This is a genomic window from Streptomyces sp. NPDC054932, from assembly GCF_053610205.1.
This window is the reverse complement of record NZ_JBSGXU010000067.1, coordinates 12,621-26,002: the sequence shown is the minus strand read 5'-3', so window position 1 is coordinate 26,002 and position 13,382 is coordinate 12,621. Positions and strand designations below refer to the sequence as shown.

General features: G+C 67.9%; 9 protein-coding genes and 3 pseudogenes. 5 read left to right on the top strand and 7 right to left on the bottom strand.

The genetic code is table 11. The annotated features are described in order from the left end of the window. Positions 1 to 153: 153 nt before the first annotated feature. Entirely contained in the window at positions 154 to 3,828 is a 3,675-nt protein-coding gene (locus ACWGE1_RS19700) for a glycosyl hydrolase (RefSeq protein ID WP_453421771.1), read from the bottom strand. Between the two features lie 740 nt (positions 3,829 to 4,568). On the opposite strand from ACWGE1_RS19700, the gene ACWGE1_RS19695 reads away from it, so the two are divergent. Next, a complete protein-coding gene (locus ACWGE1_RS19695; protein ID WP_453421770.1) occupies positions 4,569 to 5,285 on the top strand; it encodes a TSUP family transporter in 717 nt (238 codons plus the stop codon). 232 nt (positions 5,286 to 5,517) lie between these two features. Further along, on the top strand, positions 5,518 to 6,570 hold the full coding sequence (locus tag ACWGE1_RS19690; RefSeq protein WP_453421769.1) for a ferritin-like domain-containing protein: 1,053 nt from the start codon (positions 5,518 to 5,520) through the stop codon (positions 6,568 to 6,570). Positions 6,571 to 6,748: 178 nt separating this feature from the next. On the opposite strand, the gene ACWGE1_RS19685 is transcribed toward ACWGE1_RS19690, so the two are convergent. The 3 genes and pseudogenes from ACWGE1_RS19685 to ACWGE1_RS19675 form a co-directional block, all read right to left on the bottom strand. Further along, a complete protein-coding gene (locus ACWGE1_RS19685; RefSeq protein ID WP_453421768.1) occupies positions 6,749 to 7,090 on the bottom strand; it encodes a hypothetical protein in 342 nt (113 codons plus the stop codon). 257 nt (positions 7,091 to 7,347) lie between these two features. Further along, positions 7,348 to 7,614: pseudogene (locus tag ACWGE1_RS19680) on the bottom strand (GNAT family N-acetyltransferase); the annotation flags it as partial. A 109-nt stretch (positions 7,615 to 7,723) separates the two neighbouring features. After that, positions 7,724 to 7,885, bottom strand: a complete 162-nt coding sequence (locus ACWGE1_RS19675) for a hypothetical protein (protein ID WP_173864715.1) — start codon at positions 7,883 to 7,885, stop codon at positions 7,724 to 7,726. A 169-nt stretch (positions 7,886 to 8,054) separates the two neighbouring features. Between ACWGE1_RS19675 and ACWGE1_RS19670 the strand changes: the two are divergent. Continuing rightward, a pseudogene (locus tag ACWGE1_RS19670) lies at positions 8,055 to 8,183 on the top strand (IS5/IS1182 family transposase); the annotation flags it as partial. Positions 8,184 to 8,249: 66 nt separating this feature from the next. Here ACWGE1_RS19670 and ACWGE1_RS19665 read toward each other — a convergent pair. Then, positions 8,250 to 8,693: a winged helix-turn-helix transcriptional regulator gene (locus ACWGE1_RS19665; protein ID WP_453421767.1), complete on the bottom strand. Its 444-nt coding sequence runs from the start codon at positions 8,691 to 8,693 to the stop codon at positions 8,250 to 8,252. A 129-nt stretch (positions 8,694 to 8,822) separates the two neighbouring features. On the opposite strand from ACWGE1_RS19665, the gene ACWGE1_RS19660 reads away from it, so the two are divergent. Both ACWGE1_RS19660 and ACWGE1_RS19655 read left to right on the top strand, forming a co-directional pair. Continuing rightward, on the top strand, positions 8,823 to 9,695 hold the full coding sequence (locus ACWGE1_RS19660) for an aldo/keto reductase family oxidoreductase (RefSeq protein ID WP_453421766.1): 873 nt from the start codon (positions 8,823 to 8,825) through the stop codon (positions 9,693 to 9,695). 106 nt (positions 9,696 to 9,801) lie between these two features. After that, positions 9,802 to 10,346 (top strand): annotated as a pseudogene (locus ACWGE1_RS19655) (diaminopimelate decarboxylase family protein); the annotation flags it as partial. 44 nt (positions 10,347 to 10,390) lie between these two features. Here ACWGE1_RS19655 and ACWGE1_RS19650 read toward each other — a convergent pair. Beyond that, positions 10,391 to 10,564 carry a hypothetical protein gene (locus tag ACWGE1_RS19650; protein ID WP_453421765.1) on the bottom strand — a complete coding sequence of 58 codons (174 nt, stop codon included), beginning with the start codon at positions 10,562 to 10,564 and terminating at the stop codon, positions 10,391 to 10,393. Positions 10,565 to 10,641: 77 nt separating this feature from the next. Then, entirely contained in the window at positions 10,642 to 12,579 is a 1,938-nt protein-coding gene (locus tag ACWGE1_RS19645; protein ID WP_453421764.1) for an APC family permease, read from the bottom strand. Positions 12,580 to 13,382 lie beyond the last annotated feature (803 nt).

Sequence of the window (13,382 nt, the reverse complement as noted above, 5' to 3'; positions counted from 1 at the left end):
CGGTAGCCGCCCGGCGCTCTGCCTCCGAAGGGCCAGGACGTGCAGGAGCTTCTCCCTGACCGTGTCGTCGATACCCTTGGTTTGCTTATGGGTCACCCCGGCCGCCGCACTCTGACTTACGGCGACCCCGGAGCATCGGTACAGCAGCCGGCTTCACGCACCGGGTGGGGGTACGGCGCGGACGATGTAGGTGGTGCCTCCGATCAGCCGTTCGCCGTCCTTCTGGAGCACATGGAGCTCGGCTTGGCTGCCCGCCTCCATGCTCTCCGGGAGTTGGACGCTGATGGCCGCGGCACGGGATTGGAGGGGCGGAATGCGCAGGTCGTGCACGAGGGTCTGCCGGTCTGCCGCTGGGAACAGCTCGTAGGCGTGGCGCAAGTCGAAGCGCCGTACCCGGCCCTGGCGGTCGGTGAACCGGGCGGGGAGAAGCTGGGCGCCGTGGTCGATCGGACTGACGCCGTCCCCCGGCCGGGGGCCCTGGCCGTCCTCTGTCTCCTCCTCGAAGGCGGTGAACAGTCGGATCCCGGGAGGCAGGCCGGCCCAGTGGACGGCCATCGTGAAGGGGCGGTCGACGTGGGCCGGGTTGTTGAAGAAGAGGATGAATGCGTCGTCGGGGGTGGACGCGCCGGTGGACAGGCCCACGGCCTGGAGGTTCTTGAGCGTGACGTGCTTCTTCGTGGTCACCAGGGTGCCGACGTCGGTCACGCTGGCGCCGTTCAGCGGGTCCTGCGCGCACGTGGTCACTGCCAGGATGCAGGAATGCGAGGACCCCGATGAGGGAGCCGTGTAGTCCCAGGCGAGGACGGCAGGCTCCGCCGGCTTCAGCTGGGGAACGATGCGTGTGGGCCCGATGGGGCTCCAGTGGGTGGCCGTCGGGTCCCCGGTGAAGGGCCTGCCGCCCGTCCAGAAGTCGTCTGGCAGCGGGGGTAGGCCCGCTGACGCATCGGCGACGAAGGCGCGCACCTGGACATTGGTCGCCGGCCCCGCGCCGCGGTTGTGCACCTGCACGTAGACGCGGTTGACGCCTCCGCGCTGGAGCCATTCGTGCTGGATGCGGCTCAGTGCCACGAAGTCGGAGACGGGCAGGGCGGTCTGGTAGTTGGGCGTGGGAGCATCGACGACGATGTCCGGGCTCTGCCACCACCACAGCACGTTGTTGCCGGTGGGGTCGAACGGATCTGGCACGCCCGTCGGGGAAGGGAAGCCCCGGCCGGAGTCGGCGACGTTGTCGCGTACGTACAGGTCGACCATGCCGGCTGTGGTGGCGTCGATCGGCCGTTCCCAGACACTGCGGCCGTGCGTCGCGGCCCGTAGCAGTCTGCGCGGGCCGTGCACAGCGAGGTGGAAGACGGGCACGTTGGGGAGACCCTGATCCCACGGGTACCAGGTCCGGCCCGCGTCATCGCTGCGGAACACTCCGACATCAGCTCCGCAGAAGACCCGGTTGTTGTCGGCCGAATCGATGACGATGGTATTGACCGGGTTGGCGCGCGCCAGTCCGTTGGAACGCGACTCCCATGTGGTGGCGGTCGCCCCCCGGCGCCAGACGTGATCGTTGATGAACTCTCCGGGCGCTTCGCTGTTGATGACGGAGCCCAGTGTGGCCCATACCGTTCCGGTGTTGTCCACGGCCAGGTCGGAGACGGCGGAGACGGGCATGGCGGCGGTGATGTCGGTGCGGGTCACGTCCGCCGGATTCCATGTGGCGCCGGTACGCAGCAACCGGTAGACCCGCCCGTTCTTGGTTCCGATGTAGATCGTCCTGCTGTCGGAGTGCACCGCGATGGCGGTGATCGTTCCGTCGACACCGGAGGTGACCACCGACCAGTTGTCGGCGTTGTCGGCGCTGCGGAAGAGTTCAGCGCCACCGAAATAGCAGATGTTCGGGTTGGCAGGATCGAGAGCGAACGGTGCGTAGAAGACTGAGCCGGTGTTGATCCCGTTGTTCTTCAGCTGCCAGGTCCTGCCGGCGTCGTCCGAACGGAAGAAGACGGTGAACGTGTGCTCGTAGTACATGCGGGTGGGCTTCTGGGGGTCGATCGCCGTGAATCCGCCGTCCCCCTGAGCCACGACTCTCCAAGCGGGAAGGCCCTCGTAGAGCTGGGCGCCGTTGTCCTGGGTGCCGCCCAGCATCACGCTGTCCCAGGTCGAGTGCTGGGCGACGGAGATGTACTGCAGGGTGGCCAGATGCCGGTTGCGGGATGTCCACGTCAGCCCGTTGCTCGTGGAGACGTAGACGCCACCGTCGTTGACGTCCCAGCAGGCCGGCGAGGGGCTCGTGTCGAAGGCGAAGGCGTGGTGGTCGGAGTGGATGCCGGGGACGGGGGTGAAGGTGCCGCCGCCCGTGAGGCTGCGGTACAGCCCTACTTCGCCCAGGAACAGGATGTTGGCGTTGGTGGGGTGCACCGCTACGTGGAGGTTGTAGCCGGTCTGGGCACAGATCCGTGGCCAGAACAAGTGCGTGTGGCCGGCGGAGTCGGCGCTGGTATCGGCCGGGAAGCCAGGGCCGCCCCTTGCAAGGGTGGCGATCTGCTGTGCGGTGAGCGACAGGGTGTGCGTGTGCGGGGCGGCTCCGCCTCCGCCGCCTTGTGTGGTCGTGTACACATGGGCCGCCGCCGGCGTGATGAGGTCTGCACCGGGCACCGTTACCGAGTGGTCATGGGGGCCCGGTCCCCCCACACCGGAGCGGTATGTCTTCGTGACGTTCAGACGGATGGGAACGGCCGACCAAGTGGTTCCGCCGTCCGTCGTCCTGGCCATGCCCGCGAGGTCGCCGTTCCAGGCGAAGACTGCGAGGTTCACCAAAGGGTTGCTTCGCCGCTGGGCGAGTTCCACCCGGTCGTGATCGGCCGGCAGCGCCGGGGACGAAATCCGCGTCCAGGCCGACCAGCTACCTGAGGTGCGGGTACTTGTCCACAGACCGAAGCCCTTGAACGCCGCGATGAGTTTCACGGTTCCTGCGGTGGCATTCGGCACGGGGAGGGCCACCAGATCGCTGGCATCGCCGGGCATCAGCTGCAGCCAGTTGACGCCGTCGTCGGTGGTCGCGTACACGCCGATGCTGGAGGAGAGGAACTGGCGCTGCCCGGTGGTGTCCGTCGGATCGAACAGGACCCGGGAGATCTCGTCCTGTTGGAACACGGTGGTGCCGAGCTCAGCCCACGTGGTGCCGCCGTCCCGCGACCGTAGCAGGCCGTTGCCGTAGTAGGCGCCGACGTAGATGTTGTTGTACTCGCCGGTCCCGGCGACGACGTGGAGCCGGTTGTTCGGGTCGATGGCCACCGTGCCGATGGCCAGACTGCGCTGGAAATCGGTCTTCGCGGACCAGGTCAGCCCCCGGTCGGTGCTCTTCCACAGCCCGCCCCCGGCCGTGCCCACGTACACCGTGTTCACGTCCGTCGGGTCTATGGCGATGGCGAGCGTCCTGCCGCCGTTCGTGTCGTCGGGCAGCAGGACCGGCCCGGGACCCACGGGTGTCCAGTTCGCTGTGCCCAGCACCGGTGCCGACCGGTCGGCACCGCCCGTATCCTGCGGGTCCGGGGCCGGACGACGCGCCTCCAGCATGTCCCGGTGGGCACGCAGCGCCCGTAGGTCCTCGATCTGCCTCGCCCGGACGCCCAGCGGCACGTGCCCAATGTGGCCGAAGCGCCGCTCGAAGTGGTAGCTGTCGCGCGCGTACGGGTCCTCGAACTCCTCTTCCTCTTCCCCTTCCGGGAGGTCGCCATGACGGCCGTGCGGGTCGGGGGGGAGCGGGGTCTCGCGTTCCCGTAGGACGAACGTCCTGCAGATGGTGATCTCTCGGCCCCCGTACGAGGACGTGGCAGCCACCGTGTGATCACCGGGCGGCAGCTGCCATGTTGACAGTTGAACAACGAAGGCCCCGGACCCGTCCGGCAGGATTCCGTCGGGGACGGCCAGGCCGAGTGGCACACGCGTCACGTGAGCGGGACGCCCGTCGATGATGAGACGCACGTTCCAGCCGTGCCAGCCCTCTCCCCGGACATCGACCTTCGTTCCCTGCAGGCAATCCCGCGGCAATACCTCAAGCGTCGCCGTGGCATCGGCATCACCGGTCGCGCCGCTTTCGTACACGTCCATGTCCGTGCACCCTCTGAGAGCCAGTGGCTTGGAATGGTTCAATCACCCCGAGCGGCGCGGACCACGGGTGTCGGCGGTGGAGAGGCGAAGGACCGACCCCTACGAGTCCGGGGGTGCCGTGCTCCGCGCGTTGCACGTCAGGCCGTGCACTGTCCTTTACCTACTCACCATAGGTTGCTGCACTGTGCCTTGCATCCTTGCGGGTGCGAGCGGAAGCCGACGGAACAGGGGGTTGGACCACAGAATCCGGTGGCGGAATACCGAAGCGAGCCTGACATTGGAAGGGCACCGCCAGGACATCGAGGTACCGGGACGTCGGAACATCGAGGCTCGATCATGGGCACATGTGCGCCGCCACCGAGGTCGGCTTGCCGGACCGCGACCCCGCGGTTGCCCTCTCGTCGACTGCAGGCCCGAGAGCGGGCCGGACGTCGAATGAGGGCCGACGCCGTCCGGACTGAGGAGCTCTGATGGAGCCTTACTTGGTCCCCGTCGTGCTCATGGCCGTGACTGCCGCCTTCGCGGTCTCCGCGGCGGCAGGATTCGGCGGCAGTCTGATCCTCGTACCCACGCTTGCCCTGGTACTCGGAACCAAGCCCGGGGTGGCGCTGGCCGCCCTTCTCCTCGCAGCCAACAACGTGGTCAAGGTCATCGCGTACCGCAAGACACTGCCCTACCGGCAGGCGGCTCCAGTCATCGTCCTTGTCGCTGTCGGTACTGTCCTGGGTGCGAAGTTGTTGGTCTCCGCCCCGGAACGATCCGTGACCCTGGCCGTGATCCTCAGTTTCGCGGTGGCATTCCTGGTGGAGTCCCTCCAGTTCACACGTATCCGGCGTTTGAGTTCACCGGTGCTTGCCTTCGCGTCGGGCGCGACCTCCGGATTCAGCGGGACCTCCGGTCCCCTCAAGGGGCTCGCCGTCCGCGGGCTGGCCCTGGACCGCCTGCATCTCGTCGGCGCGCTGTCGCTGATCTCGCTGGTCGGTGACGTGACCAAGACGGCGATCTGGACTGACGCCTCGCTGCTCGTGGGCGAGGACTACCTGATAGCTCTCGCATGCCTGCCCTTGATGGTGTTCGCGACGTTCCTCGGGCGGCGTTTCAACACCAAAATCGGCGAGCGGGGCTACTCGGGCCTCTTCTGGGCCGTGATGGTGGGCTACACCGGACGCCTGCTGGCAGGTTTGTGAAGGAGCGCATCCCTCAAAGCTCCCGGCGGGCCGCCGTACGGCCTCGACGCCGGCCAGCCGGTGCAGTGGGAGTTCGAGGCACGGGCGAGCAAGGTGGGCTCGTGGTCGCGGGCTTCGAGGTGGCCTGCCCCGATGGGGTGAACCGTCCCGGGGCTCGCCCGCACCTCGCTCGCCCGGCCTGCCGAACGGATAGCGTTTCATCCTGTCTATACACAAATGAGGCAGGTGTGGCATGACCCAGGTCCTTGGGTATGAGAGCAACGCCATCGTCGAGCTCCTGAGTGTTCTCCCGGCGGACCGCGATGCGGTGTGGCTGAAGAACTCCCTTCAGCAGGCGATCATGGTGGAGATCGCGACCATCGGTCCGTACGCGAGCGCCCTGTGGTCGATCAAGGAATCGAATGCGGCGGTTGCCAAGAACATCCGGGAGATCATCTTCGATGAGATGACCCATATGGGACTGGTGTGCAACATGCTCACCACCATCGGGGGGACGCCGGTCCTCGCCGATCCCAAGGTGGTGCCGAAGTACGAGCGCGCACTGCCGGGGGGCGTGCGGCCTGAACTCATCGTCTTCCTGGAGGGACTGACCAAGGACTCGGTCGAGATGTTCTCCGAGATCGAGCGCCCGGATCGCCCGGTCGCACAGTTCGGCACCTTCGCCACCATTGGGGCCTTCTACACCGCGATCGAAGAGGCGTTCGAGGCGCACCAGCACCTGATCACCGGCGACCGGCAGATCGACTTCTCCCTTGAGAGTCACGGCCAGGGCAACAAGATCGTTCCGCTCGACAGCATCGAGAAGGTGCGAGCCGCGATCGAGATCATCAAGGAGCAGGGCGAGGGCACCTCCGCCTCACCCGAGAACCCCTTCCCCGGCAAGCCCGGCGAGCTGGCGCACTTCTACGTGTTCCGGGAGATGTTCCGCGGCAAAAAACTGATCAAGATGTCGGAGAATCCGCCCGTCTGGGACTTCAAGGGCGACGATGTCCCGCTGCCCCCGGCCTTCCCCATGGGGCGGGTGCCCGAGGGCGGTTGGGCCAACGGCGGGCCGAACGCGCCCACGCCCGAGGTTCAGCAGGTGCTCGCAGCGTTCAACACACATTTCAGCGAAATGCTGCGGGCGCTGCAGGCAGCCTGGCTGACCGGTGACTCGGACATCCTGTTCCCGGCGATCGGCCACATGGGCAGGATGCGCACCGAGGCGCGGAAGCTCGTTCAGCTGGAGCTGCCCGACGGCAGCGGGAAGACCTACGGGCCGGAGTTCCTGTACGTCGAGGAGTGAGAGCCTGCTGCCTGCCGGCAGCGACCGATCCTCTCCGACAGCCCGTTCTGGGCCAGTTCGGCCTTGCGGACCTCTGGCCTCTCCTTGGTCCAGCGGTGCAGCAGCCTCACCAGATAGCCCAGCGCCAGGGCACCGCCGTCACGACGACGCGAACACTACGAACACGGGCAGTGGGCAGCTAGAGGGCAAATCCGGCCAATGCGTATGACTGGGAGCTGAAGCCGCGGACCACGAGCACGGGGATGCCCGCGAACTCGAGCCAGCCGGTCAGCTGCTGGCGGAGGGTGTCCTTCTCGCCGGCGACGTACAGGGTCTGCTTATGGCCCGCAGTGCGGTCCAGGCGCAACCAGGCGGGCACCTCGGCGACGAACGCGCCCGCGTCCGGCCAGGCCTGCGGGACGTGGACTTCGCGGACGGTGTCGATCAGATCGCGGAAGCGGCCCTCCCGCCGGGCCTGGGCCAGCCGCCGGTACATCGGTGGCGTGTGCGGCAGGACGCCTTCGGCTGCGAGTCGGTACATGACCTGCCTCAAGGTCCCTTGAGCGGTGCGTACCCGCCGACGCCCGTTCCACCACGAGGGGCCACCGGATCCGTTCACGAGCCAGACCGGTACATGTACCCCTCCGCGCAGCCGCCGGCCCCCGGGATACGGATAGACCTCTCCCCTCGGCTATCGCGAGGTAAGAGGTGTCGATTTCCGAAGAGGGCTTGCCCACGGGCTCTGACCTGCACGAATGGAAGATCACCGGCTTCCCGGTCCGGCCCGTCCGCTCTCTGCTAAAGGTCGAGCTGATACTGGTGTGTCGTGTGCGTGGGTGTGTAGCCGAGACCGTCGTTGACCCGTCGCATGTGCGCGTTGCTGTCGGCGGTGTCGGTCAGGAGGCCACCGAGGTCCGGATAGTCCCTGTGGGCCTGTCGGATCGACTCGGCCTTCATCCGTCGGCCGAGGCCGTGACCTCGGTGCTCGGGCAGCACCCCCGTGCCGTAGTGCTGGCCGTCACCTGTGCCGTTGCCGGGGATGACGAGTTCGGTGAAGGCTGCGACGAGCCGCAGAGTTGAGCTCGGCCGCCTCTTGACTGACCCCTGACCTGACACGATCTCTGAGACGGCGAAACGCCGCGGCATGCCGGGGCGTTTCGTCCGTGCGCTGAGTTCAGCGCAAGCCGTCTGTGTCGTCGTGCTCTTCGCCGACTGGGAGTGGCCGACGGTCCTCCACCGGGTCATCGCTGTAGATGACCGCGGAGACCGCGCTGTCGTAGGCATCGTCGAGGCCGTTACCGCTTGCGCCGAGCATGTTCTCCCAGTCAATTCCCATACCTACGAGCCTACCCGTAGTGTGCCTAGGGAGGTTGTGCACGGCTGGGCAGTTGAGTCCTATGGGTCGGTACAGTCGCGTGCATGCTGAAGCCAGTGCTGCGTGTAGCTGAAGCGGGCGCTCGTACCGTGGACGATCCGACCAAGGAGGTTCTGCACGACCTGCTGTCTACGAGCGCCGTGCGAACGGCGCCAACGCCTTCTTCGACCTCGCGGACACGATCATCACCGTTCGCAGCCTGATCCGCCGGGCCTGGACCACCCACCGCTGGGACGACCGCCCGAAGCGACGTCCTTGAGCCCCGCCCGTCTGCCCGGCCTCTTACGCGCAGACTGTTCCCGCTGGTGAGCAACCCTGCTGTGGTTCAGACGACGCGGGTGTCGTATGCCTCGCGGTTGGCAAGCACATCGTCCATGTGCACCTGGGCCCAGGCCTTGAGGCCCCGCATCATCTCGTACAGCGACAGACCGAGATCGGTCAGCTCGTAGGAAACCGTGACCGGCACGGTCGGCACCACGGTGCGGGACACCAGGCCGTCGCGCTCCAGGGAGCGCAGCGTCTGCGTGAGCATCTTCTGACTGACACCGGCCAGCAGGCGCTGCAGTTCCGAGTAGCGCATCACGCGGGGCCCGGCGACGCAGTCGGCGCCGGGCTGATGGGCGCTGTCGCTGCCGAGCGCGGCCAGGATCAGCGTGACCCATTTGTCGGAGATCCGGTCGAGCAGCTTGCGGCTGGGGCAGGCCGCCACGAAGGCGTCGTACTCCACCTTGGCCTGTGCCCTTTGCTGGGCCGCCGTCATCGTCGCCATCGACCACTCCTGTCACTCGTGGGTGCCCTACGCACTCGGAGGTGCCTACTTCCCACTAGGAAGCTACGTGCCAAGAATTATGCAAGGAGCCGCTGGGCACCACCCCTGGCCGACCACGAAAGGCACACCATGAGCACTCCCTCCGCCTCGCTTCCCGGCGGCACCTGGACCCTGGGCAACTTATCCGTCACCCGGTTCGGCTACGGCGCCATGCAGCTCGCCGGCCCCTGGGTCATGGGCCCGCCGGCCGACCGCGACGGCGCACTCGCCGTTCTTCGCGAGGCCGTCGGCCTCGGCATCACCCACATCGACACCGCCGACGCCTACGGGCCGCACGTCACCAACCAGCTGATCCGCGAAGCGCTGCACCCGTACTCCGAAGCGCTGCACATCGTGACCAAGGTCGGCGCGACCCGGGACGAGGAGGGAGGCTGGCCCCCCGCGCGCAAGCCCGAGGAGTTGCGTCGGGCCGTCACCGAGAACCTGGAGAACCTCGGCCTCGAGGCGCTGGACGTGGTCAACCTCCGGCTCGGCGACGCCCAGGGCCCCGTGCCCGGTTCGCTCGCCGAAGCCCTCGGAACACTCGTCGACCTGCAGAAGCAGGGCCTGATCCGGCACCTCGGCGTGAGCAACGCGACGGCTGGACAGATCGCCGAGGCACGCTCGATCGCGCCGATCGTGTGCGTGCAGAATATGTACAACCTCGCCCACCGCCACGACGACGACCTCATCGACGAGCTCGCCGAGCAGGGCATCGCCTATGTGCCCTTCTTCCCCCTCGGCGGCTTCAGCCCGCTGCAGTCCTCCGCGCTCACGGCCGTGGCCACTCGGCTGGACGCGACGCCGATGTCGGTCGCCCTGGCCTGGCTGCTGCAGCGGTCGCCGAACATCCTGCTGATTCCCGGCACCTCGGCGGTGGCACACCTGCGAGAGAACGTCGCAGGTGCGGGACTCCAACTCTCCGACGAGGACCTCGCCGAGCTGGACAAGATCGGCCGCTAACCCACCGCGCTCACCAATGGGTGCGTCGGATCGACCGCGGGACGCTCGGGCAGAAGGTCATGGTGCGGGTGCCGGGCGTCTCGGCCGGGGGCCACGACAAGATCCGTACCGGCCCGGCGAACCCGCCCTCGACCTCACCACGCTGGCGCGACGGCTGCGCGCCGAGCTCATCGAAGGGTGCGCCGCCGCCCGGCTGACCGTGCCCCGGCTCCTCATCGAGCCCGGACGATCCGTCGTCGGGCCCGCCGGAGTGGCCTTGTACCGGGTGCTCGCCGTCAAGCACACCGGCGAGAAGGTGTTCGTCGCCGTCGACGGCGGCATGAACGACAACCCGCGGCCCGCCCTGTACGGGGTGCGCTACGCGCCCCGCCTGATCGGTCGGCACTCCACTGCCGACGCCTGCACGGCCACGGTCGTCGGCCGGCACTGCGAGGCCGGGGACGTCCTCGCGGCCGATGTGGAACTGCCGGGCGACATCCACCCCGGTGACCTGCTCGCCGTACCGGTGGCCGGCGCCTACCAGCTGTCCATGGCCTCCGGTTACAACCTCGTGGGCCGCCCCGCGGTCGTCGCGTCCACGAGGGAACGGCCCGGATCCTGGTCCGGCGCGAGTGGCTCGAGGACTTCCGCAGCCGGGACATCGGCGGGTAAGGCAGGCCTCGTCGATCCGGCGGAGCACGCCGTGGAGTGCTGGTCTACGGTCGGTAGACGAGCTCTGTCACGATGGCGGCGATCACTCCCCAGACGCCGATGCCGAGCAGCCACAGGGCGTCGAGGACGGCGCCGGTGGCGATGAGGGTCAGGCCGGCGGCCGCGAGGGCGAGTACGGTCCGGCGGACGGCGCGGTCGGCGCGCGAGCGAGTGGTCACATCAGTGAGAATCCCGCCCGACTCTCCTCATGGCGAGGGTCGGGCGGGATTCCTGTCGGCGTATTGACGCCCAGGGGTCAGCCGGCGTGGACGTGGGGCCGGCGCGTCCGGTCCGGTTCGGCTTCGCGGATGACCTCGCGGGTGACCGGGGCGACCTCGCCCTGGCCGAAGAGGAAGAAGCGCAGGAAGTTGGCCATCGGGTTGCCCTCGGTCCATTCGAAGTAGATGTGCGGGCGTTGGCCGGTCTCGTCGCGGACATGGAGGAGGAGCGCTGCGAGGGCGTTGGGGATGCTGGAGCTCTCCAGGGTCAGGACGCGGTAGCGGTCGTGCAGCACTTCGCCGCGTACGCGCATGCCCGATTCGAACTCGGAGGCGTCGAGGACGGTGACCTCGACGAACATCACGTCGTCTCCGGCCGGGATGTCGTTGTCCGCGCGGATCTGTTCCTTCTTCTGCCGGTACTCCTCGCGGTCCCGGTTGTCGGGCTCGTTCGCGATGAACCGGATCGTGCGGTTGGCGGTGTCGCGGATGAACCGCTGTGCCATGTCGTCGAACTCGATGTGCGTGACGCGCAGCTCGAAGACGCGGGCGAGGCGGGAGAGGAGGGAGAGCGCGATGATGCCGGCGATGAAGCAGGCGCCGATCTTCACACCGTCGGGGCGTTCGACGATGTTGACGCCGGTCGTGTAGATGAAGACGGCGGAGATGATGCCGAAGCCGATCGTCCAGCCGCGCTCCCCCGCCCGGCGGGCGGCGATGGTCACGGCGACCGCGGCCGAGGTGATCAGGACGAGGACACCGGTGGCGTACGCGCCGCCCTGTGCGTCCACGTCGGCGTCGAAGATCCAGGTGACCAGGAACGCGACGAGGGTGAAGACGATGACCATGGGGCGCAGGGCGCGGGCCCAGTGCGGGGCCATGCCGTAGCGGGGCAGGTAGCGCGGCATCAGGTTCAGCAGGCCGGCCATGGCCGAGGAGCCGGCGAACCACAGGATGAGGATCGTGGAGATGTCGTAGACCGTGCCGAAGGCGGAGCCCAGGTACTCGTGCGCCAGGTAGGCGAGCGCGCGTCCGTTGGCCTCGCCGCCCGGCTCGAACTGGGCGGCCGGGATCAGCAGGGTCGTGATCAGGCTGGAGCAGATCAGGAAGATGCTCATGATGACGGCAGCCGTGGTGAGCAGCTTCTTCGCACCACGGATCCGGCCTGCCGGCCTCTGGGGGGTGTCGTCGGGATCGCCCTTCACGTGCGGCATGACCGCGACTCCCGTCTCGAACCCCGACAGGCCCAGCGCGAGCTTCGGGAACACGACGAGGGCGATGGCGATCATCATGAACGGGTTGCCGTGCTCGGTGGTCAGCGCGGTGGTCCAGTCGGTGATGACCTGCGGCTGCGTGAACACGTGCCACAGCCCGACCGCCACCACGACCACGTTCAGGCCGAGATACGTGAAGACCAGGACCACTGCCACGCCGATGGCCTCACTGAATCCCTTGAGGAAGACCGCGCCGAGGAGCGCGATCATGATCAGGGTGATCAGTACCTCGTGACCGTGCAGGGTGCTGGTGAGGTGCGGGTTCTCCACCAGGTGCGCGGTGGCGTCCGCCGCGGAGAGGGTGATGGTGATGAGGAAGTCGGTCGCCGCGAACCCGAGCAGGGTCAGGACGAACAGCTTCCCCTTCCAGAAGGTGAGCAGTCGCTCCAGCATGGCGATGGAGCCTTCGCCGTGCGGACTTTCCTCGGCCACACGTCGGTAGACGGGCAGCGCGCCGAACAGGGTGAGCAGCACCAGCACGATGGTCGCCAGCGGCGACAGCAGCCCGGCCGCCAGGAACGCGATGCCGGGCTGGTAGCCGAGGGTGGAGAAGTAGTCCAGACCCGTCAGGCACATCACCCGCCACCACGGCCGGCCGTGAGGCTGGGCCGCCGCCTCCTTGGCGGCGGGCGAACTGTTCTCGGCGGTCAAGCCTTCCAGCATCCACGCGCGCAGGCGTGACGTGCGGGCAGGGGTGGCCATCGCGGGGGGCTCCTGTCGTACGGCAAAGAATCAGCCATCGACACCGACGGCTGAGCCAGCGTACGCAGACTGATCCTTTATGCACGCGAGCGAGCAAACCCTGACGTGTCCTTAACGCGGACAGGGCCACCCGTGGCGCATCGGGCACGCTCCCATTGCACCCGGAACCCTGCCTGACTGCGCCCTGACGGAACTCATCACGGTGGGGAGGGAGGGGCGGCAGGGACTCCACGCGAGCCGCCCGGCCCCGGTGTCCCCACACCGGACGCCGGACGGCTCATGTGTTGTGCGTCGGTTGACCGACGCGCGGTCGCCTCGGACCGGACCCCCCACGGGCCGCGCCGAAATGCGCCGTATCGGTGGTGTTCAGGTCACCACCGTCCAGCCGCGCGCCGCCGGACCGTCACCCGGCTCCGTCGCACCGCCAGTCTGTGACCGGTCTGCGGCCGCGACAACCTTTCCTGACGCGTTCCTTCCGCCGAGCCGCCGGACTTTGACGCAGCCCTGATGACGTGCACGAATGCACGTGAGCCCCGTCACCGGACGCACGCCAGAAGACTGTCAAGGACCCGTTGCCGGGATGGGTTCATGAACAACGATCCGGGCGCCTCGACATGCTCGTCAACAACGCGGGCATGGCCGCACCCGAGCGCCACACCCTCACCGTCGCCGGCAACGAGATCCCCTTCCAGGCCACCTTCCCGGTGGCACTCTGCGACCCACACCGCGGGGCGGCCCTCCGACCAGGCCCGAGTCAGCACCACGTGGACCTTGGCAGCGGCATCCATGGTTCAGGATTCCAT

Excerpts from the sequence above, each read along its gene's own strand:
- ACWGE1_RS19675 (WP_173864715.1), bottom strand. The coding sequence starts at position 7,885 with ATGGGAATTGACTGGGAGAACATGCTCGGCGCAAGCGGTAACGGCCTC.
- ACWGE1_RS19685 (WP_453421768.1), bottom strand. The coding sequence starts at position 7,090 with ATGTACCGACTCGCAGCCGAAGGCGTCCTGCCGCACACGCCACCGATG.
- ACWGE1_RS19690 (WP_453421769.1), top strand. The coding sequence starts at position 5,518 with ATGACCCAGGTCCTTGGGTATGAGAGCAACGCCATCGTCGAGCTCCTG.
- ACWGE1_RS19695 (WP_453421770.1), top strand. The coding sequence starts at position 4,569 with ATGGAGCCTTACTTGGTCCCCGTCGTGCTCATGGCCGTGACTGCCGCC.
- ACWGE1_RS19645 (WP_453421764.1), bottom strand. The coding sequence starts at position 12,579 with ATGGCCACCCCTGCCCGCACGTCACGCCTGCGCGCGTGGATGCTGGAA.
- ACWGE1_RS19660 (WP_453421766.1), top strand. The coding sequence starts at position 8,823 with ATGAGCACTCCCTCCGCCTCGCTTCCCGGCGGCACCTGGACCCTGGGC.
- ACWGE1_RS19665 (WP_453421767.1), bottom strand. The coding sequence starts at position 8,693 with ATGGCGACGATGACGGCGGCCCAGCAAAGGGCACAGGCCAAGGTGGAG.